This is a genomic window from Amycolatopsis azurea DSM 43854 (assembly GCF_001995215.1).
Taxonomy (GTDB): Bacteria; Actinomycetota; Actinomycetes; order Mycobacteriales; family Pseudonocardiaceae; genus Amycolatopsis; species Amycolatopsis azurea.
The window spans coordinates 229,817-255,537 of the sequence record NZ_MUXN01000027.1 but is presented as its reverse complement, the minus strand read 5'-3'; the positions used below and the strand labels follow the sequence as shown (position 1 = coordinate 255,537).

The following is a 25,721-nucleotide window of genomic DNA, read 5'->3' as shown; positions in this document are numbered from 1 at the left end:
CGCAGTTCAGGATGTTCCGTCGGTTGAGATGGGCGATATCGTGGTGTATGTGACAGTGTCCGATCCGGACGGCTTCGACGCCTCTTCCATCGCCGCGGTGGCGGCGCTCGACGACGACCTCCGCCGTGGCATGTACGCCTACGCCCGGCGGGCGCGGCGTCCGGTGACGCGGGACGAGGCGGCGGCCGCTGTCGGGATCTCCCGCAAGCTCGCCGCCTTCCACCTCGACAAGCTCGTCGCGGCCGGGCTGCTCAGATTCGGCTTCAAGGCGGGCCCGGTGGTGAAGGTCGGGCGCAGGCCCAAGGTCTACGAACCGGTCGACGAGGCCATCCAGGTGCAGATTCCCGTGCGCCGGCACGAGGTCCTGGCGGGCATCCTCGCCGAGGCCGTGCTCGCCGAAGGGTCCGGTGAGACCGCGCGGGACGCGGTGCTGCGGGTCGCGGGGGAGCGCGGGTTCGCGGCGGGCGAGGAGGAACGCGCGCGGACCCGGCCGGGCAGGCTCGGCGTGGAACGCGCGCTCACCGTGGCCGAAGGGGTGCTTCGCCGCTACGGCTTCGAGCCGAGCCGGGACACCGCGACCTGCGTCCGGCTGCGGAACTGCCCGTTCCACCCCCTGGCAGGCGAGGCGCCGGAGCTGGTCTGCGGGATCAACCAGGCCTTCCTGTCCGGTTTCCTGGCAGGCGTGCGCGCCGGGAACGTGGAAGCGGCCCTCGTCCCCGGCACGGCCGAGTGCTGTGTGGAGCTGCGACCGGCCCGCTAGACGCCGGCGACCTGTCGCGTGGCGACGTTGAGCCGGTTCCAGGTGTTGATGGCGGCGATCGAGAGGACCAGGCTCGAAAGCTGCCGCTCGTCGTACTGACGAGCCGCCTCGCCCCAGACTTCGTCGTCGACCGGGTCGGACCGGTCCGCGATCCGGGTGAGCGCCTCGGTCAGAGCGAGCGCCGCCCGTTCCGCGTCGGTGAAGTAGGCCGTGTCACGCCAAGCGGCGACGGTGAAGATCCGCTCGTCGGACTCGCCCGCCTTGCGCAGTTCCTTGGTGTGCATCTCCAGGCAGCCGCTGCACCCGTTGATCTGGCTCGCGCGGACGTGCATGAGGTAGTGCGTGGTCTTCGGGACACCGGTGTCGCCGGTCGACTCCGCCAGCGCGATCAGGGCCTTCAACGTGGCGGGATTCGCCAGCGCGGGATTCGGGATCCGCGTTTCCATCTTCGTTCTCCTCCAGGGTTTCCGTCTTGCTTCTCACCGCACTGACGGATCCCGGAGGGGAGATGTGACCGGCTTCTACCAGGGAACCACCTTGCCGTAGAGATCCAGGAACTGAAGACCGGGCGCACCCGCCTGCGCTTCGAGGACGTCGACGACGGCGGGCATGCTCTCCTCCGCGGTGAGCGGAGCGCCGGGGCCACCGAGCGGCGTCTGGTTGTGGCCGGGGTGGATGAGGAGCTTGGTCTGCCCGTCGTCGGCGTAGCGGGTGGTGTAGCTGCGCATCAGCTGGTTGAGCGCGGCCTTGCTGGCCTTGTACAGCTCGAAGCCGGGCCTGGTGTTCAGTTCGATGCTGCCCTGCCTGGAGGACATGATCGCGGCGGTGCCGCCGGGTACGACCAGGTCGCGGAGGGTTTCGAGGGCACGTATCGGGCTCAGCGCGTTGGTGATCATCACCTCGGCGAACGTCTCGGTCGAAACCTCGGTGAGCGGCAGGTTCCCGCGATCGATCGCGGCGTTGACGAACAGCAGGTCCAGTTTGGTGCCGTCGAGGCGCTCGCGCAGCGCGGCCAGCTGGTCGTCACTGGTCATCTCCAGTGATTCGACTCGCAGGCGCCCGTTCGAGGCGTCGGCCTTCGCCTGCAACTCGCCACCACTCTGACGTGTTGTGGCGATGACCCGCCAGTCACGCCGGGTGAGCTCTTCGGCGAGCACCAGGCCGAGGCCACGGGAGGCGCCGATGACGAGTGCTTGACGATCAGGGGTGTCGGACACGAAAGAACTCCTAGGTGATCAGGATTTGTCTAGACGCGACGTTGCGTCTAGACAGTAGCACGGCACCTGACGACCGGGCACGAGCCGGACGGCCGGTACTGTGGTCCGCATGCCCGCCGTGAATTCGCAGCCCCGCAGGGCGCGCTCCGGCAACCAGCGCGACGAAGCGGCCCGCCTCGCCGTGCTCCACGCCGCGGACGACCTGCTCGTCGAGCACGGTTTCGCCAAGCTGACCATCGAGGCGATCGCGCGCCAGGCGGGCGTCGCCAAGCAGACGATCTACCGCTGGTGGCCCTCGAAGGTCGAGATCCTGCTCGACACGCTCATCGAGGACAGCGAAAAGCGGTTCGCCGTCCCGGCGGAGAAGTCCACTGAGGACGTCATCCGCGGCTACTTCCGCGGCTACGCGCGGTTCGTCACCCGCGACCCGGCGGGCAAGGTCCTGCTCGCGCTCATCGCCGAGGCGCAGCACAACCCCGGAACGGCCAAGAGCCTCCACGATCGTTACCTCGGCCCGCGCCGCGAGCTGGAGCGCGACCTCCTCACGCGGGGAACCGAGGCCGGCGAGGTCTCACCCCGGCTCGACCTCGACGCCGCGATCGACGCCGTCGTCGGCCCGATCGTCTACCGGGCCCTGACCGGCGCGAACGTTCCCCGCGCCCTGGTGGACGCCCTTTTCGACGGGCAGCTCAAGCCCTAGGCGGTCACGGCGACCGTCGCCCGGTCGCGGAGCGAGACGTCGAGCTTGAAGCCCTCCGGCTTCAGCGTGAGCAGTTCCTGCACCTTGAGCCGGTAGGAAGGGTCTCCGCGCAGTTCATAGCGGCTCAGCAGCATGCCGAGCACCAGCGTCGCCTCGTGCAGAGCGAACTGCCGTCCGATGCACGCCCGCTCCCCGGTGCCGAAAGGCTTGTAGACGTGCGCCGGGCGGGCACGGTTGCGATCCGGGGCGAAGCGGTCCGGGTCGAACGACTCGGGGTCGTCTCCCCAGACCGGATCGCGGTGCAGCGCCGGGATGAGGACGAGGGCCCACTGTCCCTTCTTCATCGGGTACTCGCCGCCGACGACGGTGTCCACCTGGGCCTGACGCGCGAAGGCGGGCGCCGTCGGCCAGAGCCGCAGCGCCTCGTCGAGCACTCGCCGGACGTAGCGGAGTTTGGCGACCTCTTCGTAGGACGGATCCGGGTTCTCACCCCACACTTTGTCCACTTCGGACTGGGCGCGAGCGAGGACGTCCGGGTTCCGGGCGAGGTAGTACAGGGCGAACGACAGCGCACCCGACGTGGTTTCGTGACCCGCCACCAGGAAGGTGATGATCTGGTTCCGGATGTTGACCTCGTCCAGCGCCTCGCCGGTGCTGGGCTGCGTGGTGTTCAGCATGAGCCCGAGCAGGTCTTCGGTGCTCGGATCGTCCCGGCGCGCCTCGATGACCTCGGCGACGACGGAATGGAGGAAGGCGAGATCGGCTTCGTTGCGCCGGTCGGCCTTCCGGCTGAGCAGCGGGCCGATGACCGGCGGCTGGATCGCCATCCGCTGCGCGTACCGCAGCGTGCGCACCATCGCGGCGACGAACGGATGCGGTTCGGCGCGTTCGAACGACGAGAAGCTGTAGCCGAACCCCGTCCGCCCGATGGTCTCCAGCGTCAGCTTCGTCATGTCGTCCGCGACGTCGACCTCGCCGCCCCTGTCCCAGGTGTCCAGCAGTTCGCGGGTGATCGCCAGCATCGTCGGGTGGTAGCGCTGCATGGCGTTGCGGCTGAACGCGGGCGCGAGGATCTCGTGCGCGCGCCGCCAGTTCGGCTCCTCGTTGTGCGCGGTGAACAGCCCGTCGCCGCCGAGCGGGCGCAGGTTCGAGATCGCGGGCGTGACGTGCTTCGCGAACCGCTTCTCGTCGGAGAGGTCGGCGACCATTTCGGCGCCGTTGACGAACACGATCCGGCGGCCGAACACCTTGCGCTCGAAGACGGGCCCCAGTTCGGCGGCGTGCCGCATCGAATCCTGGACCGGGGTCTTCGGCGAAACGCCGAGCACGTCGCCGATCAGCGGGATCCGGCGCGGGGGATGGGGGAGTGCGGTGGCCATCGAGCCCCTCCAGGTGAGCACTGTTGAATCGACATCCAATAACGAGCGTGGCCTGCTACTGAACCCGTGTCAAGTAAGTACGATGCAGGGATGGCGTCGAGTACTTCCGGGAAGCCACGCAGCAGGCTGAGCACCGTCGAACGGCGGGAACAGCTGCTGCGGATCGGTGCCCGCCTGTTCGCGGACAGGCCGTACGACGACGTGTGGATCGAGCAGGTCGCGGACATCGCCGAGGTGTCCCGTGGGCTGCTCTACCACTACTTCCCGACGAAGAAGGACTTCGTCACCGAGGTCATCAAGGCCGAGGGCGAACGCCTGCTCGACATGACCAGGACGGATCCGACGCTGCCGGTCGCCGAGCAGCTGGTGACGGGGCTCGACGCGTACCTGCGCTACGTCGAGGCGAACGACGACGGCTATCGGGCGCTGCACGCGGGTACGGCGATCGCGGTCGAGGAAGTCCAGGCGATCCTCGATCGGAATTTCGCCGAGCAGGGCCGCCGGATCCTGGCGGTCCTGTGCCCGGACGGCGACCCGCCGGAGACCCTGCGGGTGACCGTCCGCGGCTGGCTGGCCTTCGTCGTCGCGGTCTGCCTCGACTGGCTCAAGTACCGGAGGCTGACCCGGGACCAGACCCGCGATCTGTGCGCGAAGGCGCTGCTGGACATCGTCGCCGCGTCGCCGGACGTCGAAATCGACCTTTAGGGGGCCGCTTCGCGAGGCATGAAGGTGTTCGTCACCGGGGCGATCGGTGGCCACGAGGTGCGAAGCCGGTCATTGTGTCGCTCTTCGACCGGGACGCAGCCCGGCGTTCCGTGACGCGATGGGCTGGTCGCCCCGCTATCCGAGCGCTCGCGAAGGCTGGGTCGCGACAGCGGAAGCGCTCGCCGTCCGCCAAGGCTGACCGGCCAGCATCAGCTCGGCGCGTTCCTCGATGAGCTTCATCCGCGCGAGCCGCTCCTTGTCGTCGTTGTGCGCTGCGGAAGCGGTGACCTGGCCGTCCCATTTCCGGTAGAACATGCCGCAGGTGGCGAGAAACCAGCCGTCGGCCGACGCGTTCGCGGCGAGCACCAGCCCGGTGTCCTCCGAAGCGGGCAGCGCCATCCAGCCGCCCAGCCGCAGCAGCAGTTCGCGGCGGATGCACAGCGTCCCGGCCACCACCGAGGACACGTAGCCGTTGCGCTGCCAGTACCGGAGGATCGCGCCGCGTTCGATGGGGCCCTCCTCGGGATCGCTGTCGACGCCGGCCGTGGTCCCGTCCGGGAAGAGGTCGAGCACCCGGCAGGTGGTCCAGCCGATGGCGGGATCCTCGAGTGCCGCGATGTCACGCGCGAGCGCTCCGGGCGCCAGGAGGTCGTCCGCGTCGAGCGCCTTGATCAGCTCCCCGGAGGCGCGGGACATCGCCATCATGCGCGCGACCCCAGGGCCGCCCCGGCGACTCGAACCGGGCAGTACCCGCTCGTCGGGGGAGAGGGCGCCGTCGAGCAGGCCGGTCTCGCCGTCCTCCTGCACGACCCACTCCCAGGACCAGCCCGGCGGGAGTTCCTGCGCCACGAGGGAGCCGTACGCCTCGGCCAGATGCGGCAGGCTCGGCGGGTGGATCGGGGTGATCACGCTGATGACCGGCATGATCGCCACGCTAACCCGGGCGGCGGGCCGTGATCAGCAGGTGTTCCTCCGGCGGCGTGCCGGGCTCGTCCGCGGTGAAGAGCTCGGAATGCGTGCCGGTGACCTCCAGGCCGGCCGCCCCGACCCGCCGGACCAGGTCGTCCGGCGAGAAACTGGTCTCGAGGAACGTGCGGCCGAAGAACTCCGCCGGCACCTCCTCGGCGTCCCGCGGAACGGTGACCAGCGCGAAAAGACCGCCCGGAACCAGCCAGCGGGCAATGTCGGCGAGCACGGCCTCGGTGTCCTTGCGCGGCATCTGCAGGAACGGGAAGAAGGCGCAGACCGCGTCCCAGGACTCGGGCGGCGACGTCCATTCGCGCACGTCCGCGTGGACGAAGGTCGCGGCGGGAACCTGCTCGCGCGCGAGGTCGATCATCACCGAGGACACGTCGAGCCCGGTCACCCGATGCCCGGCCGACGACAGGTCCTCGGCCACCGGCCTGCCGGTCCCGCTGCCGATGTCGAGCACCCTCGACGAGGGCGGCAACGTGTCCAGCAGGTGCCGTACCGCCTTGTCGACCGCCGGTGCCCGCCCGAAGACGTCTTCGTAGGCGGAGCCGATGGCGTCGAACAGCTCCGCCGCCGTGACCGGTCGGTCCATTTCCGCAGCTCCCCAGGTCGAGTGGATCTTCCTCGGGAGGCTACCGCCTGCGAGCCGCTCGCGGTTCCACAGTGGACGGTGGATCCCTGTTTCCGCCGCCTGTTTAGACTGTGAACGCCGGATTTCCTGGGGTTTGGGGTTCACCATGAGTGTGTCGAGTAACGAGTTCCACCGGATGCTGAAGAAGCTCGCCGACGTCGAGCGCTCCGACGCTAAGGAGTGGGAGTCGTTCAGCGTGCGCGGGAAGCGGTTCGGGTACTACTGGCCGCGAACCCAGACCGTCGGGTTGAAACAGACCCTCACCGAGCAGGAAGCGCTCGTGGCCGAACGGCCGGACGTCTTCGAGGTGCAGTTCACCGCCGGAGGATTCGGCTGGGTCGTGGTCCACCTCGACGGCATCGAATCCGACGAGCTGACCGAACTGGTCTACGAGGCGTGGCGGCTGTCCGCCCCGGACGAACTCGTCGAGCAGGTTCCCCCGCCCTGTTGAGCGTTACCGCGTTGATCTGTTGACGTGCGTCACTGTTTCGGCGCGGAACATTTTCCGCGGTGGTGCGTTGTAGAGAGTGTCGGTACGGATGGTGCCCCCGGGCCTCAACCTTCGCCTTCATGGAATACCGGTTCGGCCGGAGCCATGGAGCGCCTTTCGCCGAGAGGCGGCCCACCGTATCGACCTTTGCTCCCGTTCCCGCTCGCAGGTAACCCCCAGACCTTCGCAGAGCGGGAGCGGGTCTTTTTGTTTGGCCCGTTCGTGTGTAGACGTGTGTCACAGCGATTCGGCCCCGGCGCCGGGGAACATTTTCCGCGTTGGTGCGTTGTAGAGAGTGTCGGTACGGATGGTGCCCCCGGGCCTCAACCCTCGCCTTCACGGAATACCGGTTCGGCCGGAGCCGTGTCGTGCCACTCGCCGAGAGGCGGCCCCCGTACCGGCCACAAACTCCCGCTTCCTGCTCGCAGGAACCCCCAGCCTTCGCTGAGCGGAAGCGGGACCTTTTTCTTTTCGCCAACCCCGCATGTCGGCTACGGGTGTTGCGAAAGCCACTTTCGCAACGTTGAAGGTTGCGAAAGTGGCTTTCGCAACGGTGGGCGCCGTCGGACCGTGCTGTGCCGAGTGGGTCGTGAGTGATAAGTGTCGTTCTAACGACACTTATCACTCACGACCGGTAGGTGACGAATTGCGGATCAGGACTCCACGAGAGTTCCCTCGGTCAACCGAATGCGCCGGTCCACTTTGATCTCGGACAAGAACCGCTCGTCGTGGCTCACGACCACGAAAGCACCCTGATAAGCCCCCAGCGCGCTTTCCAGCTGCCCGACGCTGACCAGGTCGAGGTTGTTCGTCGGCTCGTCCAGCAGCAGCAACTGCGGCGCGGGTTCGGCGAACAGCACGCAGGCCAGGGTGGCCCGCAGCCGCTCGCCGCCGGAGAGCACGCCGACGGGAAGCTGGCTTCGCGCGCCTCGGAACAGGAATCGAGCGAGCAGGGTCATCCGTTGCGACTCGGGAAGGCTCGGGGCGAACGCCGCGAAGTTCTCGGCGATGGTCCGGTCGAGATCCAGCAGGTCGAGCCGCTGCGACAGATACGCGATCCGGCCCTCGGCCCGCTTCACCACGCCGCCGTCCGGGGAAAGGTCCCCGTTGAGCACCCTCAGCAGGGTCGACTTGCCGGTGCCGTTGCCGCCGATCAGCGCGATCCGCTCGGGGCCGCGGATCGTGAGGTCGACGCCGTCGCCCGCGAAGACGTTCCGATCGCCGTAGCGCACCTGGAGGTGCTCGCCGTGGAACATCGTGCGCCCGGCCGGAACGTTGGTGCCCGGCAGGATCAACGCGATCTTCTGGTCGTCGCGAAGGGAGCGTTCGGCCTCGTCGAGACGGTTCTTCGCGTCGCTCACCCGCGCGGCGTGCGTTTCGTTCGCCTTGCCCGCGGATTCCTGGGCGTTGCGTTTCATGGTGCCGGCGAAGATCTTCGGCAGACCCGCGTTGCCGAGGTTGCGGGCCGCGTTGCCCGCTCGCCGGTCGGCCCGCTCGCGCGCCTGTTGCATCTCTCGCTTCTCGCGTTTGACCTGCTGCTCTGCGCTGCGGACGTTGCGCTCGGCGACCTCCTGCTCGGCCTTGACCGCCGCTTCGTACTGGGTGAAGTTCCCGCCGTGGTACCGGAGATCGCCGCGGTCGAGTTCGGCGATCCGGTCCATCCGGTCGAGCAGTTCCCGATCGTGGCTCACCAGCAGCAGGCAGCCCGACCAGTCTTCGAGCACGCCGTAGAGCTTGCGGCGGGCGTCGAGGTCGAGGTTGTTGGTCGGTTCGTCCAGCAGCAGGATGTCGGGCCGTTTCAGCAGTTGCGCGGCCAGGCCGAGCGAGATGATCTGCCCGCCGCTCAGCGTGCGCAGGCTCCGGTCCAGCGAGATGCCGTCGAGACCGAGCCGGTCGAGCTGGGCGCGGGTGCGTTCCTCGATGTCCCAGTCGGTGCCGATGGTGGTGAAGTGCTCGTCGCTCGCGTCGCCGGACTCGATGGCGCTCAGGGCCGCGAGCTGCGGCGCGATGCCCAGGACCTCGGCCACGTTCAGCTCGGCGGTGAGCGGCAGGGACTGCGGCAGGTAACCGAGAACACCCTGGGCGGAGACGCTCCCGGAGGTCGGCCGCAGTTCACCGGCGATCAGTTTGAGCAGTGTGCTCTTGCCCGCCCCGTTGGGAGCGACCAGACCGGTGCGGCCACCGGGCACGGTGAAGGACAGGTCGTCGAAGACCTGGGTGTCGTCCGGCCAGGCGAAGGACAGTGCGGACACGACGACAAAGGCGTCTGACATGGAAATGACCTCGTGAGAGACAGCGGGCGCCTTGAGGCAGCACCGCGGTGGACGTGGCTTGAGGGGACGACAAAACCGGCCACCTCGGCGTCAGCGCCGGTGGCCTGGCAACTCCGGCTCACCCGGAGATGTCGTCTTCACCTGCCACGTCTGGTCTCCATGCTCGTTGATCAGCTGTACCTCCACCATAACAAGACCTGGCGGAGCGCGGCCACCGGAATCCCTCCGTGGGACTCCGGTAAAGGCATGAATACGGGGTGATCGTTACGACTTCCGATTTATTTCTCTTTATTCACGACGATTCCCGATAATCGGTACCTGTGACGCGAATCATATTCATTGAAGGGTGGAGAAGTCACTTCTAGTGTTCGTCAGGTGACGGTTTCCGCACTGGGGATTACGCGCTCCGTCACCGCCCATTTCCTTGACCTGAAAGGTTCTTCGATGACGCCGAGATCCCGAAGACTGATCGCGACCGCGGTGACCGCGATGGGGACGTTCGCCCTGGTCGCTCCACCGGCGCAGGCCGCCGAAATCGCCGTTCCCTGTGACCCCGGAGCGCTGGTCCAGGCGATCGCCGACGCCAACGCCACCTCGACTCCGGTCACCCTGTCCCTGACGGCGAATTGCGTGTACACCCTCACCGCGGTCGCGGACACCGCTCAAAAAGCCGGACTGCCCGCCATTCAGCGGAAGCTCACCATCAACGGTAATCACGCCACTATCGCCCGTGCCAAGGACGCGCCCCAGTTCCGGATCATTTCCAACTGGGGCGACCTGACGCTCGACAAGGTCACGATCACCGGCGGCCACGCCCCTGACGGTGCCGGGACCGACGCCTATGGGACGGGGAACTCGGGAGAAGACGGCGGCGGCCTCGAGAATTGGGGTCCGCTGACCATCACCGACAGCGTCATCACCGGCAATGCCTCCGGCTCGGGTGCGCCCGGCGCCGACGCCACCGCCACCACCAGCGCCGGTCGTGGCGGCGGCGGGGGATTCGGCGGAGGTATCTCCTCCTACAGTTCGTTCCGGAACACGCTGACGATCACCGGCAGCTCCGTCACCGGTAACACCTCCGGTGACGGTGGCCGGGGCGGCAACGGGGTGGCCGCCAAACCAGGTGGCCGAGGTGGCTCCGGTGGTTTCGGTGGCGGTATCGACGCCCTCCGCGGCAACATCCTGCGGATCGCAGGTGGCGATGTCATCGGCAACAGGAGCGGGGCAGGCGGGCCGGGTGGTGCCGGAGGTCCTGAGCGCGGTGGCGCCGGAGACGGCGGTGGCGGCGGTGTGGGCGCCGGCGTGTTCATGTCGACCAATCAGGGCGAGCCGCTGGACCCGGTCATCTCCGGCGCCTCGATCGCCGGCAACCTGGCCGGCCGGGGAGGCGACGCCGGGGTGGCCGGGCCGGGCGGATACGCCGGGTACTCCGGTTACGGAGGTTCGGGTGGCGGGCTGAGCGTGTTCCACGACAGCCTCACGCTCGACGGCGGGAAGGTCAGTGACAACGCTGCGGGCGAACCCGGTGCCGGTTCCTCCCCGTCTCCCCGTTCCGGTGGCGGCATCTACACGCTCGATGGACGGGTCATCTTGGCGAACGGGGCCGAGGTGAGTGGTAACCGGCCTGACAACTGTTCTTCGGTGGCGGACGTGCCGGGCTGCGTGAACGACACCCACGCGCGCCGCGTCGTCGAGGCAGGCGGGCTGGACCGCGGGACCGCGGAACTTGCCGTGGTGGAGCAGGCCGTGGCGGCGCGCAGGTGATTCGAGTCGTCATGCAGGGTCCCTTTGAACGGAAGGGACCCTGCATGACACCGGCCTCAGCCCAGCCCGTTCAGGCTGATCGCCCTCGCGTACCACAGCGCGCTCTGCTTCGGCGTCCGCCGCTGGGTCGCGTAGTCGACGTGCACGAGGCCGAACCGTTTGGCGTACCCCTCGGCCCACTCGAAGTTGTCGAGCAGCGACCAGTAGAAGTACCCGCGCAGGTCGACGCCCGCCTCGATCGCCTCGTGAGCGGCACGAAGATGCGAGTCGAGGAAGGCGATCCGGTCGGTGTCCGCGATGTCCCCGCCGACGACGACATCCGGATAGGACGCGCCGTTCTCGGTGATGTACAACGGGATCGGCCGATACTCGCGGTGGACGCGCAGGAGACATTCGGTGAGCCGTGAAGGCTGGACCTCCCAACCCGAGTCGGTGCGCGGCGCCGCCTCGTCGGGCACGAAATGGACGTCGGGGACGCCGAGCCAGTCGGCCCCGGCCGGTTCGCTGCCGGGCAGGGGAGTGCCCGCGACCTGGTAGCCGCGGTAGTAGTTGATGCCCAGCCAATCGATCGGGGCGGAGATCGTCTCGAGATCTCCGTCCCGCACGAGTTCGTCGATTCCCAGCGGAGCCAGGTCGGTGTGCAGGTCCGAGGGGTAGGAGCCGCGCAACACGGGGTCGAGGAAGAGCCGGTTCTGCAGGCCGTCGACCCGGCGCGCCGCCTCTGTGTCCACAATGGACGACGGGTCCGCAGCCGACACCGGGTACAGGTTCAAGGTCACCCCGGACGACGCCGCCGGCGCGTGCCGCCGCAGGACGTCCATCGCCAGCCCGTGCCCCAGCAGGAGATGGTGCGTGGCCGCGACCGCGGCCCGGGGTTCCTGCCTGCCGGGAGCGTGGATCCCGCGCGCGTAGCCCAGCATCGCGGCACACCACGGCTCGTTGAGGGTGGACCAGCGGGTCACCCGGTCACCCAGCCGCGCGACGATGGTTTCGGCATAGTCGGCGAACCGGAAGGCGGTCTCGCGCGAGGTCCAGCCGCCCTCGTCCTCCAGTGACTGGGGGAGATCCCAGTGATACAGCGTCGCCCAGGGTTCGACACCGGCTTCGAGAAGCCTGTCGACGAGCCGGTCGTAGAACGCGAGCCCCGCGGGATTCGGGGCGCCGCCGTCCGGCCGGATCCGCGGCCACGACAGGGAAAACCGGTACGCCCCGAGGCCGAGCCGCCGCATGAGGTCGACGTCTTCGGCGTAGCGCCGGTAATGATCGGCGCCCGGTTCACCGGTGTCGCCGCCGACGACGGCGCCGGGACGGCGGGCGAAGACGTCCCAGATCGAGTCGGTGCGGCCGTCGGCGGCCGTGGCGCCTTCGACCTGGAAGGCCGCGGTGGCGGCGCCCCACACGAATCCGGGCGGGAACGGCAGCGCGGTCTTCGCCCGGACACTGTCGGGATGAGCGGACATGGTCACCCTTTCACGGCACCTTGCATGATCCCGGCCACGATCTGGCGGCCGAGGAGGAGGAAGACGATCAGGATCGGGATGGTGGCCAGCGTGGTCCCGGCCAGCACCAGCGAATAGTCGACGTAGTAGCCGCTCTGGAGCTTCTCCAGCGCCAGCTGGACCGTCGGATTTCCGGCGTCCAGCACGACGAGCGGCCAGAGGAAGTCGTTCCACGACGTCATGAACGTGAACATCGCCAGGATCGCCGCCGCCGGGCGGACCGCGGGCAGGCAGACGTTCCAGAAGATCCGGATCATGCTGCACCCGTCGACCCGCGCCGCCTCGATCAGTTCGTACGGCACCGCGTCCACTGTGTACTGACGCATCCAGAAGACCCCGAACGCGGTCACCAGGTTCGGCACGATCACCGACTGGAGCCCGCCCGCCCAGCCGAACTCCGACATCGCCATGAACAACGGGATGATGCCGAGCTGGGTCGGCACGGCGAGGGTGACGACGATGAACACGAACAACCCGTTCCGGCCGCGGAACCGCAGTTTGGCGAACGCGAACCCGGCCAGCGCGGAGAACAGCACCGTGGTGAGGGTGACCGTGCCGGACACGAGCAGGCTGTTCCCGAGCGCCTTCCAGAACGGCACCGTGTCGAACACGCGCGCGGCGTTGGCGAAGAAGTTCCCGCCCGGCAGGAATGGCGGGACCCGCTCCGTGAGCATCCCGCTGTCCCGGCTCGCCACCAGGAACGACCAGTAGAACGGGAAGAGTGAGCCCAGCACGAAGATCGTGAGCACGACATAGGTCGCTCGGCGCGGTTTACCCAGTGCCGAGACGCCCCGCTTGAGTCCACTGTGGATCGTGGTCATTTCTTCTTCACCGCCGTGAGCCTGCCGGTGAGGAAGAAGTTCACCAGCGCGATCAGCACGATGATCAGGAACAGCACCCACGCGATCGCCGAGGCGTAGCCGAGTTCATAGTTCTCGAACGCCGTTTGGTACAGGTACAGCGTCACGGTCTGGAACTGGTTGGACGACCCGCCGTTGTTCGAGCCCGGCATGGCGTCGAACAGCTTGGGCTCGGTGAAGATCTGCAGACCGCCGATCGTCGAGGTGATCGTGACGAAGATCAGCGTCGGCTTCAGCAACGGCAGGGTGATACCGAAGAACCGGCGTGCCGCGCCCGCGCCGTCGATGAGCGCGGCCTCGCGCAGTTCCTTCGGGATGGCCTGCATGGCGGCCAGGACGATCAGCGCGTTGTAGCCGGTCCAGCGCCAGTTCACCATGATCGCGATCGCGAAATGGCTGCTGAACCGGCCCGCCTGCCAATCGACCGGATCCAGCCCGATCGTCTGCAGCAGGCCGTTGACCAGGCCGTACTTCGGCCCGAACAGGTTCGCGAAGATGATCCCGAGCGCCACCAGGCTGGCGGCGTAGGGGAGCAGGACCCCGACCCGCCAGCCGGTCGCCCCGCGCAGCCTGGCGCTGAGCAGCGCCGCGAGGAGCACCGCGATGATCAGCTGGGGGATGCTCGACAGCAGGAAGATGCTGACGGTGTTTTCGAGCGCGTTCCAGAACTGCGTGTCCGCGAACAGTTCCTTGAAGTTGTCGAGCCCGATGAAGTCCGGGTCGTCGTCGCCCGCTTCCCAGCTGAACAGCGACACGTACGCCGTGTAGAGCAGCGGGAACAGCCCGACGATCCCGAAGACGACGAAGAACGGGGCGATGTAGAGGTACGGCGAGACCTTGACGTCCCAGCGGCTGAGCCGGTGGCGGAGGGTGGGCCGGGGCGACGTGCGCGCCCCGGCCTGCCTCTCGTCCGGCGTGATCTTGTCGACGACGGTCATCGGTCAGCGCGTGATCTTCTTCGCCGCGTCGAGCAGCTGTGTCCAGCCCTCGTCCGCCGACTTGCCCTGTTCGACGGCCTGGAGCGCCGGGCTCGACGCGTTCTCCTGGATCTGGCCGTCGCCGGGGCCCTTGTACTGCGGCTTGGCGACCTTCTTGGCCTGCTCCGCGAACAACTGGCCGATCTTGGCCCCGCCGAAGTAGGCGTCGGTCTCGCTCAGCAGCGCCGGGTCTTCCAGCGCCTTGACCTGGCTGGGGAAGGTGCCCTTCGCCTGGAACGCCTTGATCTGCTGTTCGGGCGCGGTCAGCCAAGCGGCGAGTTCGGCGGCCTCCTTCGGATGCTTCGACTGCGTGGGCACGGTCAGGTACGAACCGCCCCAGTTCCCGCCGCCACCGGGGAAGGCCGCGGTGACCGCCCACTTGCCGGCGTTCTCCGGGCCGGAGTGCTCCTCGATCACGCCGAGCATCCACGCCGGGCACACCTTCGTGGCGAAGGCGCCCTGCTTGAACCCGGAGTTCCACTCGTTGCTGAACGCGGTCAGCTTGGCCGACTGTCCTTTCGCGACAGCGCCGGTCACCTTGGTCCAGGCGTCCTTGATGCCCTGGTTGGAGTCCAGTGTCGGCTTGTCGTCGGGTCCGATGTAGCCGGTGGGGAGCTGGTTGACCATGGCGTTGAAGTTCTGCGCCGCAGAGTCGAACCACGCCTTCCCGCCGGTCTTGGCGACGTACTGGTCACCCGCGGCGAAGTAGCTGTCCCAGGTCGCGAACAGCGGTTTGACCGCCTCTGGATCGGTCGGCAAGCCCGCCGCCGCCAGCATGTCCGTGCGGTAGCACATGGCCAGCGGGCCGATGTCCGTGCCGTAGCCGATGACCTTGCCGTCCTTGGTCTTCGACGCGTCGTACTTCCAGCCGAGCCAGCGATCGGGAGAGGCTCCCGCCGGGCCGATCTTGGTCAGGTCGTTGAACTTCGAGCCCTTGTCGAGGACGTTCGACAAATGCCCCTCCTCGACCGCGGTGACGTCGGCGAGGCCGGACCCCGCCGCCAGTTTCGTGATCAGGTCCTGGTGGTACGGCCCGCCCTGACCGGTCTTCCGGTGGGTGATCTTGATGTTCGGGTGCAGCCGTTCGTACTCGGGAACGAGGTCCTCGTAGCCGAACTCGGTGAACGTCGCCAGCGTCAGCTCGACCTTCGCGTCCGGGTCCGACGCGGCGGGCGCGCCGCCGTCGTCACCTCCGCATGCCGCCAAGCCGAACGTCATCGTGATACCCAGTGCCAGCACCAGGCCGTTCCGGATCCTTCTCACGTCTTTGTCCCTTGCTGATGGGGTGAAGGAGAGACTGGGAGCGCTCCCAGGAATGCGCAGAGTTTGTCCCCCGGGGCGAGATCATGTCAAGGGCTCGTAATGAGAGTGTTTCCGATAGGGGAGCGCTCTCAGTGTCGACGGCCGCCGGACACTAAGCTGTCGGTGTCCGGATGAAAGCCGAAGGATGAAGGTGACGCGGGTGGGGGCTCGACCAGAGGAAGACGGCAGGCCGACGCTGGAAGACGTCGCCGCGTCCGCCGGGGTCAGCCGGTCGACGGCGTCCCGGGCGCTGAACGACGACGGCTACGTCAGCGCGCGTTCGCGGGAGAAGGTCCAAGCCGCCGCCCGTGAACTCGGGTACTCCCCGAACCAGGCGGCCCGGTCCCTGGTGACCAGGCGGACCGGGGCGGTCGCGGTGGTGCTGTCGGAGCCGGAGGCGCGGCTGCTCGACGACCCGTACCGCACCGCGGTCATGCGCGCGGGCTATCGCGAGCTCGCCGACGTCGGCTGCCAGATGGTCCTGATCTTCAGCGACACCCGCGAGGACCTCGACCGCACGGTCCGGTTCCTGGACGGTGGGCACGTCGACGGAGCGCTGGTGTTCGCGCCGCACCGCACCGACCCGCTGCCCAAGGCGTTGCGGCAGCTGAGGATCCCGGTGGTGTACGGCGGGCAGGCGGCCGGGCTCAAACGCGGTGTCCACGTCGTCGACTTCGACAACGAGGGTGGCGCGAAGCTGGCGGTCGCGCATCTGGTCGAGTCGGGGCACCACCGGATCGCCACGATCGCCGGCCCGCAGGACCAGAGCGCGGCGATCGACCGGCTTTCGGGCTGGCGCAAGACCTTGCTCGACGCCGGGCTCGACCCGGCGGACCTGGTCGAGGAGGGCGACTTCACCCTGACCGGCGGGGCGAAGGCGATGTCGAACCTGCTCGCGCGTCGGCCAGACCTCGACGCCGTCTTCGTGGCCAGCGACATGATGGCCCTCGGCGCGCTCCGCACCCTGCATTCCGCCGGACGGAGTATCCCTTCGGACGTCGCCGTCGTCAGCTTCGACGACAACGCGACGCTGGCACCGGAGATGGACCCACCGCTGACGTCGGTCCATCAGGATCCGCGGGAACAGGTCCACGCGATGGTCGAGACGCTGCTCGCGGTGATGGACGACCGGGATCTCAAGCCCCGCCAGCGGATCTTGCCGGTCTCGCTCACGCGTCGCGCCTCCAGTTGAGCCGGGTGGCCGTGACCCGACTGTGACTCGGGGAGCGCTTGACCCGGGTCGTGTTATCGCTAACACTTGCGGCACTCGTCAGACGGTACCGGCACTGGGAGACAAGCGATGGCGCGCGAAACCACCGAGGGGAAGCAGGCCAGTCTCACCGACGTGGCCGCGCTCGCGGGCGTTTCGCATATGACGGTCTCCCGGGTCATCAACGGCACCGGGCCGGTCCGCGCCGAGACGCGGGTCCGGGTCAACGCCGCCATCGACCAGTTGGACTACCGGCCGAACTCGGTCGCCCGCGCACTGGTCACCGGCCGTTCGGGGACGCTCGGCGTGGTCGCGCTGGAGGTCAACCTCTACGGCCCGGCCAGCACCCTGAGCGGGATCGAGCACGCCGCCCGCGAGGCCGGCTACGCGACGACGATAACGAGCATCAGCCGTCCTGGCCGGTCCTCCATCGCCGACGCGGTGGAGCGCCTGCGGCGTCAGGCCGTCGAGGGGATCGTCGTAATCGCGCCGCATGTCACCGCGGGGCGTGCGCTGGAGGCCGCGCCCAGCGACGTGCCGCTCGTCGCCGTCGGCGGCGGGGAAGAAGCGCCGGTGCCGGTGATCTCGGTCGACCAGTACGACGGCGCTCGGCGCGCGACCGAGCACCTTCTCGGCCTCGGGCACAAGACCGTCTGGCACGTGGCCGGACCCGAGGACTGGCTCGAAGGGCTCGACCGTGAGCGTGGCTGGCGGGAGACCCTGGAGCGGCACGGCGCCCGGATCCCGCCGGTGATCCGGGGTGACTGGAGCGCGCGGTCCGGGTACGCGGCGGGGCGATCCCTCGTCGGGGAAAAGGGGCTGGACGCGGTGTTCGTGGCCAACGACCAGATGGCCCTCGGTTTCCTTCGCGCCTGCACCGAGGCCGGGGTGAACGTGCCGGGGGAGATGCGCGTCGTCGGATTCGACGACGTACCCGAAGCGGCCTACTACACGCCACCGCTGACGACGGTGCGCCAAGACTTCGTCGAAGTCGGCAGGCGGACGTTCGACCTGCTCCGCCGCCGGATGAACGGTGGCGAAGAACGAGCCCGTGACCTGGTGGTCCCCGAATTGATCGTGCGGGAGAGCACGGGAATCCAGTAAGCCCGATGCTCGTCCGGCTAGAAGCTTCACAGCAGAATGTTAACGCTAACATTGCGGGAGAAGAAGTGAGTTCAGGGGAACCGCTGGTCGTCGGCGTCGACTTCGGGACGTTGTCCGGCCGCGCCGTCGTCGTCCGGGTTCGCGACGGTGCCGAACTGGGCAGCGCGGTTTCGGAGTACCGCCACGGCGTGGTCGACCGGATACTGCCGGAGACCGGCCGGGGTCTGCCGCCGGACTGGGCACTGCAAGTGCCCTCGGATTACGTCGACGTCCTCCGCACCGCCGTGCCGGAAGCGATCCGCGCGGCCGACGCGGATCCCGCCGACGTGATCGGCATCGGGACAGATTTCACCGCGTGCACCATGGTGCCGACCACCGCCGACGGTGTCCCGCTGTGTGAACTGCCCGGGTTCGCCGGCGAACCCCACGCGTACGTGAAGCTGTGGCGGCACCATGCCGCGCAGCCGCAGGCGGACCGGATCACCGCGCTGGCGAGAAAACGCGAGGAGTCCTGGTTGCCGCGCTACGGCGGCCTGATCTCGTCGGAATGGGAGTTCGCCAAGGCGCTGGAGGTCTTCGAAGAGGCTCCCGAGGTCTACACGCGGATGCGGCACTGGGTCGAGCTGGCCGACTGGATCGTCTGGCAGCTCACCGGAACCTACGTCCGCAACGCCTGCACCGCCGGATACAAGGGCATCTTCCAGGACGGCCGGTACCCGGACGCGAGCTTCCTGGAGGAACTCGCTCCCGGCTTCGGGTCCTTTGTGGACGACAAGCTCGCGCATCCGCTGGGCGCCCTCGGGGACAAGGCGGGAACCTTGAGCGCGCGGGCTGCGGAGTGGACCGGGTTGCGCGAGGGGATCGCGGTCGCCGTCGGGAACGTGGACGCGCATGTCACCGCACCCGCCGTCCAGGCCGTCGCACCGGGTCAGATGGTCGCGATCATGGGCACCTCCACCTGTCACGTGATGAACGGCGACGGACTGCGCGAGGTCCCGGGGATGTGCGGCGTCGTCGACGGCGGGATCGTCTCCGGGCAATGGGGGTACGAGGCAGGGCAGAGCGGCGTCGGCGACATCTTCGCCTGGTTCGTCGAGCACGCCGTCCCGGCGTCCTATGTGGACGACGCCCGTGAGGCGGGGATCTCCGTGCACGAGCTGCTCACCCGGCTCGCGGCCGTGCAGGAGATCGGGGAGCACGGTCTCGTCGCCCTGGACTGGCACAGCGGCAATCGTTCGGTGCTCGTCGACCACGACCTGTCCGGCGTCGTCGTCGGGCAGACGCTCGCGACCCGCGCCGAGGACACCTACCGGGCGCTCCTGGAGGCGACCGCTTTCGGGACCAGGACGATCATCGAGACCTTCGAACGGTCCGGTGTCCCGGTGACAGAGCTGATCGTCGCCGGCGGACTGGTCAAGAACGCCCTGCTCATGCAGATCTACGCCGACGTCACGAACCTGCCGCTCTCGGTGGCGGGATCCGCGCAGAGCCCCGCGCTGGGCTCGGCGATCCATGCCGCCGTCGCGGCGGGCGCGCATCCCGACGTGCCTGCGGCCGCGGCCGTGATGGGTTCGGTCCGTCGCGCCGTCCACCGGCCGATCGCGGAAAACGTCAAGGCCTACGACGACCTCTATGCCGAGTACGCCGCGCTGCACGACTACTTCGGCCGCGGCGCTAACGACGTCATGCACCGCCTCGCCGCCCGGCGGCGTTCGGTCCGGAAAGGACTGCACCGATGAGCCTCGCCGTGGAGATCACGGACACCTTCGAAGAGCTGCGGGACACCGTCGCTCGGCTGCACGGTGAACTGACTAGGTACGAGCTGGTCATCTGGACCGCCGGGAACGTGTCGGCCCGCGTCCCCGGGCACGACCTGATGATCATCAAGCCATCCGGGGTGTCCTACGACGAGCTGAACGCCGACACGATGGTCGTCACCGACCTGTACGGCGAGGTCGTCCACGGCGAACTCTCGCCTTCGTCGGACACCGCCGCGCACGCCTACGTGTACCGGCATCTGCCCGAGGTCGGCGGCGTCGTCCACACGCATTCGACCTACGCCACCGCGTGGGCCGCACGCGGGGAAGCGATCCCGTGCGTGCTCACGATGATCGCCGACGAGTTCGGCGGGGAGATCCCGGTCGGGCCGTTCGCGCTGATCGGGGACGACTCGATCGGCCGCGGCATCGTCGAGACCCTCCGGTCCAGCCGGTCGCCCGCGGTCCTGATGCGCAATCACGGGCCGTTCACCGTCGGCCGGACCGCCAGGGAAGCGGTCAAAGCCGCGGTGATGGTCGAGGACGTCGCCAAGACCGTCCACATCGCCTCCGTGCTCGGGAAACCGGAGCCACTGTCCGAAAAGGACATCGACCGGCTCTACGCGCGCTACCAGAACGTCTACGGGCAAGGAGAGAAGTGAGCGCACAGCGGAAGACCGAGGTCTGGTTCCTCACCGGGAGCCAGGGGCTCTACGGCGAAGAGACCTTGGAGCAGGTCGCGGGCCAGTCGCTGCAGATCCAGCGGATGCTGGCCGACACCGGCCGGATCTCGGCGGAACTCGTCGCGAAACCGGTGCTCACCGAGCCGTCGGCGATCCGCCGGGTGATGCTCGAAGCGAACGCGGACGACGCCTGTGTCGGCGTGATCGCGTGGATGCACACCTTCTCGCCCGCGAAGATGTGGATCACCGGGCTGGACGCGCTGCGGAAACCGTTGCTGCATCTGCACACCCAGCTGAACGAGGCGCTGCCGTGGCGGTCCATCGACATGGACTTCATGAACCTGAACCAGGCCGCGCACGGAGACCGCGAGTTCGGCTACATCCAGACGCGCCTCGGTGTCGCGCGCAAGACCATCGCCGGGCACGCGGCGGATCCGGCGGTCGCGACGCGGATCGACGCGTGGGTGCGCGCCGCCGTCGGACGGCAGACGCTCGGCACACTCAAACTCGCGCGTTTCGGTGACAACATGCGCGACGTAGCGGTCACCGACGGGGACAAGGTCGAGGCGGAACTGAAGCTCGGCGTCTCGGTGAACACCTACGGCGTCAACGAACTCGCCGACCTCGTCGACGCGGCACCGGACGACGAGGTCGGCGCGCTGGTCGAGGAATACGCCGACGCGTACACACTCGCGCCGGAACTGGTCAAGGGCGGCGAACGGCACGAGTCGCTCAGGTACGCGGCCCGGATCGAGCACGGCCTGCGTACCTTCCTCACCCAGGGCGGGTTCGGCGCGTTCACCACGAACTTCGAAGACCTCGGCGGCCTGCGGCAGCTCCCGGGTCTCGCCGTCCAGCGCCTGATGGCCGACGGATACGGCTTCGGCGGTGAGGGGGACTGGAAGACGTCCACGCTGCTCACCGCGGTGAAGGCGATGAGCCGCGACTCCGCGCGCGGGACGTCCTTCATGGAGGACTACACCTACCACTTCGGCCCCGGCGAGCCGAAGATCCTCGGCGCGCACATGCTCGAAGTCTGCCCGAGCATCGCCGCAGCGCGCCCGTCCTGCGAGATCCACCCGCTCGGCATCGGCGGCCGCGAGGACCCGGTCCGGCTGGTCTTCGACGCCGCTCCCGGCGACGCCGTGGTGATCGGCATGGCCGATCTCGGCGACCGGTTCCGCCTGGTGGCCAACGAGGTCGAGGTCGTCGGGCCGGACGAGCCGCTGCCGAACCTGCCGGTCGCGCGCGCGGTCTGGAAGCCGTCGCCGTCGCTGGCGACGTCCGCCGAGGCCTGGATCACCGCGGGCGGCCCGCACCACACGGTGCTCACCCAGGCCGTCGGCGCGGAAGCGATCCGCGATCTCGCCACGATGCTCGACGTCGAGCTGCTGATGATCGACCACGCGACGACACCGGAGTCGATCGCGGACCGGCTGCGCTGGAACCAGGCCTATCACCGGCTCGCACAGGGTTTTTAACGGTCCCCACCGGAGAGAAGGAACAATGAAGTTCACGAAACTGGCCGCGCTGGCCATCACCGCCGGCCTGGCGCTCTCGGCCTGCGGCTCGAGTGAGAAGACCGGCGAACAACAGCAGGCGGCAGGCGGGGCGGCGGGTGGTCTCGTCGGCGTCACCATGCCGACCAAATCGTCGGAACGCTGGATCCACGACGGCGACAACATCAAGGCGGCGCTGGAGAAGCTGGGCTACAAGGTCGACCTCCAGTACGCCGAGGACGACATCCCGACCCAGGTCAACCAGATCGAGAACCAGATCACCAAGGGCGCGAAGCTGCTCGTGATCGCCTCGATCGACGGCACCGCGATCACCACACAGCTGCAGGAGGCCGCGGACAAGAAGATCCCGGTCATCGCCTACGACCGGCTGATCCGCAACACGCCCAACGTCGACTACTACGCGACCTTCGACAACTTCAAGGTCGGCGTGCAGCAGGCGACGTCACTGCTCGTCGGGCTGAAGGTGCTCAAGGCGGACGGCTCACCGGGCGAGGCCAAGGGACCGCTGAACGTCGAACTCTTCGCCGGTTCGCCGGACGACAACAACGCGACCTTCTTCTTCAACGGCGCCATGTCGGTGCTGAAGCCCTACCTGGACAACGGGACGCTGGTCGTCAAGAGCGGCCAGACCGCGTTCAACGTCGCGGCGATCCTGCGCTGGCAGGCCGCGACCGCGCAGCGGCGCATGGAAGACCTGCTGACCAAGACCTACAGCTCCGGCGCCAAGGTGCAGGGCGTGCTTTCGCCGTACGACGGGCTTTCCATCGGGATCCTCTCGGCGCTCAAGAGCAACGGCTACGGCACCCCCGGCCAGCCGTACCCGGTCGTGACCGGGCAGGACGCCGAGGTCGCGTCGGTGAAGTCCATCATCGCCGATGAGCAGTACTCGACCATCTTCAAGGACACCCGCAAGCTCGCCGACACCACGGTGAAGATGGCCGACGCGGTGCTCAAGGGCGGCAAGGCCGAGACCAACAACACGACCGACTACGACAACGGGAAGAAGGTCGTCCCGGCGTTCCTGCTGGAGTCGGTGATCCTGAACAAGGGGAACTACCAGAAGGAACTCGTCGACTCGGGTTACTACAAAGCGGAACAGCTGAGGTAGTCGACGTGACCGACGAAATCCTTCGGATGCGGGGGATCACCAAATCCTTCCCCGGGGTCAAGGCGCTGCAGGATGTGAACCTGTCGGTGCGGCGGGGCGAGATCCACGCGATCTGCGGCGAGAACGGCGCGGGCAAGTCCACGCTGATGAAGGTGCTCTCGGGCGTCTACACGTACGGTTCGTACGACGGCGAGATCGTCTTCGACGGCGAACCGTGCGCGTTCTCCGCGATCCGGGACAGCGAACGCCGCGGCATCGTGATCATCCACCAGGAACTCGCGCTGTGCCAGCAGCTGTCCATCGCCGAGAACATCTTCCTCGGCAACGAAAAGTCTCGCGGCGGTCTGATCGACTGGAACCGGACCAACCAGCGGGCGGGCGAGCTGATGCGGCGCGTCGGCCTGCGGGAGAACCCGGTGACGCCGGTGCTCGACCTCGGCGTCGGTAAACAGCAGCTGGTCGAGATCGCCAAGGCACTGTCCAAAGAGGTCAAGCTGCTGATCCTCGACGAGCCCACCGCCGCGCTCAACGACGACGATTCGGCGCATCTGCTCGAACTGCTGCGCGGCCTCCGTGACGACGGCGTCACCTGTGTCCTGATCTCGCACAAGCTCAACGAGATCGCCGCGATCGCCGACTCGATCACCATCGTGCGCGACGGCAGGACGATCGAGACACTGGACGCGGCCGCCGTCACCGAAGACCGGATCATCGCCGGGATGGTCGGGCGGAAGCTCGAAAACCGTTTCCCGCCACGGGAACCGCGGATCGGTGACGAGGTGCTGCGGATCGAGGACTGGACCGTGCACAGCCCCACCCAGCACGGCCGGGTGGTCGTCGACGGCGCCAGTCTCACCCTGCGGCGCGGCGAGATCGTCGGGCTGGCGGGCCTGATGGGCGCCGGGCGGACCGAACTCGCGATGAGCGTGTTCGGCCGCTCGTACGGCAAGGACATCTCCGGCCGCCTGGTCAAGGACGGCAAGGAGATCGAGGCCAGGACGGTCGGCGAGGCTGTCGCGCACGGCCTCGCGTACGCCACCGAGGACCGCAAGCGGTACGGGCTCAACCTCATCGAGGACATCCAGCGCAACGTCTCCGGCGCCGCGCTCGGCAAACTCGCCCGGCGGGGCTGGGTGGACGAGAACGAAGAACACCGCCTCGCCGAGGAATTCCGCAAGAGCATGAACATCAAGGCACCGGACGTGAAGAGCGTGACGGGCACGCTGTCCGGCGGCAACCAGCAGAAGGTCGTGCTGTCCAAGTGGATCCTGACCGATCCGGACGTGCTGATCCTCGACGAGCCGACCCGCGGCATCGACGTCGGCGCGAAGTACGAGATCTACACGATCATCAACCGGCTCGCCGACGAGGGGAAGGCCGTGCTGGTCATCTCGTCGGAGCTGCCGGAGCTCATCGGCCTGTGCGACCGGATCTACGCGTTGTCGGCGGGCCGGATCACCGGTGAGGTCGGCCGGGCCGAGGCGACGCAAGAGGTCCTCATGCGCGCGATGACCAGGGAACAGGAGTAAGTCATGAGTACCGCCTCCGCGGACACGATCGCCGTCGCCCCCGATCCGAAGGGAGCCGCTCCACCCCGCGCGCCGCGGCGGATCTCGTTCAACCCGCGCCAGAGCGGGATCTACGTCGCGTTCGCGCTGATCGTCGTGCTGTTCTCGATCCTCACCGGCGGCGCGCTGCTGGAACCGCAGAACATCTCGAACCTGATCGTGCAGAACTCGTACGTGCTGATCCTCGCGATCGGCATGATCCTGATCATCATCGCCGGCCACATCGACCTGTCGGCGGGCTCGGTGGTGGCGCTGACCGGCGCGATCTCGGCCGTGCTGATGGTGAACGCCGGGATGGCGTGGCCGCTCGCGTTGCTGATCACCCTCGCCGTCGGCGCGGTGATCGGCGCGTGGCAGGGCTATTGGGTCGCATACTTCGGGATCCCCGCGTTCATCGTGACACTGGCGGGGATGCTGATCTTCCGCGCGCTGACGCTGACCGTGCTGGGCAACCAGGGGATCGGCCCGTTCCCGGACGCGGTGCGGACGCTGGCGAACGGGTTCACCGGCGGCTACCTCGGCAACATCGGTCTCGGCCCGCTCGGCGGCGCGGACCTGATCAGCCTGCTGGTCGGTGTCCTGGCGATCGGCGGCGCGATCTTCTCGCAGTGGCGCAAGCGGACGGCGCGCCTGAACTACCTGCAGGAGGTCGACCCGTTCCCGATGTTCCTGCTGAAGATCGCCGCGGCGGCCGCCGTCGTGCTGTTCGTGGTGGTCCAGCTGGCGCGGTACAAGAACCTGCCCTGGGTGCTGATCCTGCTGTCCGTGCTGGTGATCGGCTATTCGCTGGTGACGACGCGGGCCGTGTTCGGCCGCCACATCTACGCCATCGGCGGGAACCTCCAGGCGGCGACGCTGTCCGGGGTGAAGGTCAAGGCGGTGACGTTCTGGATCTTCGTCAACATGGGCGTGCTGTCCGCGATCGCCGGCGTCATCGTCGCCGGACGGCTCAACCAGGCCGGGCCGACCGCGGGGAACATGTTCGAACTCGACGCGATCGCCGCGGCCTTCATCGGCGGCGCCGCCGTCCAGGGCGGGGTCGGCAAGGTGGTCGGCGCGATCACCGGCGGCCTGATCATGGGCGTCATCAACAACGGCATGTCGCTGATCGGCGCGCCGACCGAGAGCGTGAACCTGGTCAAGGGGTTCGTGCTGCTGGCCGCCGTCGCCTACGACATCTGGACCAAGCGGCGCGCCCGGACCGCCGCCTGACTCCGCCACCTGTTCGGCCTACGACCTTGG

Annotated in this window: 23 protein-coding genes; 13 read left to right on the top strand and 10 right to left on the bottom strand. The window is 68.2% G+C overall.

Annotated features, from left to right (window positions below):
- Nucleotides 1–28 precede the first annotated feature (28 nt).
- Nucleotides 29–760 (top strand): helix-turn-helix transcriptional regulator, encoded by a 732-nt coding sequence (locus tag B0293_RS36090; RefSeq protein ID WP_052014514.1) that lies wholly within the window; start codon nt 29–31, stop codon nt 758–760.
- Here the strand turns inward: B0293_RS36090 and B0293_RS36085 are convergent.
- Both B0293_RS36085 and B0293_RS36080 read right to left on the bottom strand, forming a co-directional pair.
- A complete protein-coding gene (locus B0293_RS36085) occupies nt 757–1,206 on the bottom strand; it encodes a carboxymuconolactone decarboxylase family protein (protein ID WP_005160994.1) in 450 nt (149 codons plus the stop codon). The genes B0293_RS36090 and B0293_RS36085 overlap by 4 nt on opposite strands.
- 75 nt (nt 1,207–1,281) lie before the next feature.
- A complete protein-coding gene (locus tag B0293_RS36080) occupies nt 1,282–1,977 on the bottom strand; it encodes an SDR family NAD(P)-dependent oxidoreductase (RefSeq protein ID WP_005160997.1) in 696 nt (231 codons plus the stop codon).
- Nucleotides 1,978–2,086: 109 nt separating this feature from the next.
- Between B0293_RS36080 and B0293_RS36075 the strand changes: the two genes are divergently transcribed.
- Nucleotides 2,087–2,677, top strand: a complete 591-nt coding sequence (locus B0293_RS36075; protein WP_039918945.1) for a TetR/AcrR family transcriptional regulator — start codon at nt 2,087–2,089, stop codon at nt 2,675–2,677.
- On the opposite strand, the gene B0293_RS36070 is transcribed toward B0293_RS36075, so the two are convergent.
- Nucleotides 2,674–4,056, bottom strand: a complete 1,383-nt coding sequence (locus tag B0293_RS36070) for a cytochrome P450 (protein WP_005161003.1) — start codon at nt 4,054–4,056, stop codon at nt 2,674–2,676. The genes B0293_RS36075 and B0293_RS36070 overlap by 4 nt on opposite strands.
- A gap of 90 nt (nt 4,057–4,146) precedes the next feature.
- Between B0293_RS36070 and B0293_RS36065 the strand changes: the two genes are divergently transcribed.
- On the top strand, nt 4,147–4,761 hold the full coding sequence (locus B0293_RS36065; protein WP_005161004.1) for a TetR/AcrR family transcriptional regulator: 615 nt from the start codon (nt 4,147–4,149) through the stop codon (nt 4,759–4,761).
- Between the two features lie 135 nt (nt 4,762–4,896).
- Here the strand turns inward: B0293_RS36065 and B0293_RS36060 are convergent, their stop codons facing one another.
- Nucleotides 4,897–5,685: a glycosyltransferase family 2 protein gene (locus B0293_RS36060; RefSeq protein WP_039918976.1), complete on the bottom strand. Its 789-nt coding sequence runs from the start codon at nt 5,683–5,685 to the stop codon at nt 4,897–4,899.
- A 10-nt stretch (nt 5,686–5,695) separates the two neighbouring features.
- Nucleotides 5,696–6,325 carry a class I SAM-dependent DNA methyltransferase gene (locus tag B0293_RS36055; RefSeq protein ID WP_005161008.1) on the bottom strand — a complete coding sequence of 210 codons (630 nt, stop codon included), beginning with the start codon at nt 6,323–6,325 and terminating at the stop codon, nt 5,696–5,698.
- 145 nt (nt 6,326–6,470) lie between these two features.
- On the opposite strand from B0293_RS36055, the gene B0293_RS36050 reads away from it, so the two are divergent.
- A complete protein-coding gene (locus B0293_RS36050; RefSeq protein WP_039918977.1) occupies nt 6,471–6,815 on the top strand; it encodes an MmcQ/YjbR family DNA-binding protein in 345 nt (114 codons plus the stop codon).
- 692 nt (nt 6,816–7,507) lie between these two features.
- Here the strand turns inward: B0293_RS36050 and abc-f are convergent.
- On the bottom strand, nt 7,508–9,127 hold the full coding sequence (gene abc-f, locus B0293_RS36040) for a ribosomal protection-like ABC-F family protein (RefSeq protein ID WP_005161013.1): 1,620 nt from the start codon (nt 9,125–9,127) through the stop codon (nt 7,508–7,510).
- Nucleotides 9,128–9,571: 444 nt separating this feature from the next.
- On the opposite strand from abc-f, the gene B0293_RS44745 reads away from it, so the two are divergent.
- The gene (locus tag B0293_RS44745) at nt 9,572–10,891 is read left to right on the top strand and encodes a hypothetical protein (protein ID WP_280620810.1); all 1,320 of its coding nucleotides are present in this window, start codon (nt 9,572–9,574) and stop codon (nt 10,889–10,891) included.
- A 56-nt stretch (nt 10,892–10,947) separates the two neighbouring features.
- On the opposite strand, the gene B0293_RS36030 is transcribed toward B0293_RS44745, so the two are convergent.
- The 4 genes from B0293_RS36030 to B0293_RS36015 are packed head-to-tail and all read right to left on the bottom strand — an operon-like array spanning nt 10,948 to nt 15,490.
- Complete coding sequence (locus B0293_RS36030; RefSeq protein ID WP_005161019.1) at nt 10,948–12,357, bottom strand: GH1 family beta-glucosidase; 1,410 nt, start codon at nt 12,355–12,357, stop codon at nt 10,948–10,950.
- On the bottom strand, nt 12,354–13,211 hold the full coding sequence (locus B0293_RS36025) for a carbohydrate ABC transporter permease (RefSeq protein ID WP_005161020.1): 858 nt from the start codon (nt 13,209–13,211) through the stop codon (nt 12,354–12,356). Before B0293_RS36025 ends, B0293_RS36030 begins: the two co-directional genes overlap by 4 nt.
- A complete protein-coding gene (locus B0293_RS36020; RefSeq protein ID WP_005161021.1) occupies nt 13,208–14,188 on the bottom strand; it encodes a carbohydrate ABC transporter permease in 981 nt (326 codons plus the stop codon). Before B0293_RS36020 ends, B0293_RS36025 begins: the two co-directional genes overlap by 4 nt.
- A 3-nt stretch (nt 14,189–14,191) precedes the next feature.
- Complete coding sequence (locus B0293_RS36015; protein WP_005161024.1) at nt 14,192–15,490, bottom strand: ABC transporter substrate-binding protein; 1,299 nt, start codon at nt 15,488–15,490, stop codon at nt 14,192–14,194.
- 184 nt (nt 15,491–15,674) lie between these two features.
- On the opposite strand from B0293_RS36015, the gene B0293_RS36010 reads away from it, so the two are divergent.
- The 8 genes from B0293_RS36010 to mmsB all read left to right on the top strand — a co-directional run bounded on the left by B0293_RS36010 (nt 15,675) and on the right by mmsB (nt 25,691).
- A complete protein-coding gene (locus B0293_RS36010) occupies nt 15,675–16,721 on the top strand; it encodes a LacI family DNA-binding transcriptional regulator (RefSeq protein ID WP_005161026.1) in 1,047 nt (348 codons plus the stop codon).
- A gap of 108 nt (nt 16,722–16,829) precedes the next feature.
- Nucleotides 16,830–17,843, top strand: coding sequence for a LacI family DNA-binding transcriptional regulator (locus B0293_RS36005; RefSeq protein WP_005161028.1), 1,014 nt, complete (start codon nt 16,830–16,832; stop codon nt 17,841–17,843).
- Between the two features lie 65 nt (nt 17,844–17,908).
- The gene (gene araB, locus B0293_RS36000) at nt 17,909–19,582 is read left to right on the top strand and encodes a ribulokinase (RefSeq protein WP_005161031.1); all 1,674 of its coding nucleotides are present in this window, start codon (nt 17,909–17,911) and stop codon (nt 19,580–19,582) included.
- On the top strand, nt 19,579–20,262 hold the full coding sequence (locus B0293_RS35995) for an L-ribulose-5-phosphate 4-epimerase (protein WP_005161033.1): 684 nt from the start codon (nt 19,579–19,581) through the stop codon (nt 20,260–20,262). Before araB ends, B0293_RS35995 begins: the two co-directional genes overlap by 4 nt.
- Nucleotides 20,259–21,764: an L-arabinose isomerase gene (araA, locus tag B0293_RS35990; RefSeq protein WP_005161035.1), complete on the top strand. Its 1,506-nt coding sequence runs from the start codon at nt 20,259–20,261 to the stop codon at nt 21,762–21,764. The genes B0293_RS35995 and araA overlap by 4 nt, the downstream gene beginning before the upstream one ends.
- Before the next feature lie 25 nt (nt 21,765–21,789).
- A complete protein-coding gene (chvE, locus tag B0293_RS35985; RefSeq protein ID WP_005161037.1) occupies nt 21,790–22,911 on the top strand; it encodes a multiple monosaccharide ABC transporter substrate-binding protein in 1,122 nt (373 codons plus the stop codon).
- Between the two features lie 5 nt (nt 22,912–22,916).
- Nucleotides 22,917–24,440 carry a multiple monosaccharide ABC transporter ATP-binding protein gene (gene mmsA, locus B0293_RS35980; protein WP_005161039.1) on the top strand — a complete coding sequence of 508 codons (1,524 nt, stop codon included), beginning with the start codon at nt 22,917–22,919 and terminating at the stop codon, nt 24,438–24,440.
- A 3-nt stretch (nt 24,441–24,443) separates the two neighbouring features.
- On the top strand, nt 24,444–25,691 hold the full coding sequence (mmsB, locus tag B0293_RS35975) for a multiple monosaccharide ABC transporter permease (protein WP_005161042.1): 1,248 nt from the start codon (nt 24,444–24,446) through the stop codon (nt 25,689–25,691).
- Nucleotides 25,692–25,721 lie beyond the last annotated feature (30 nt).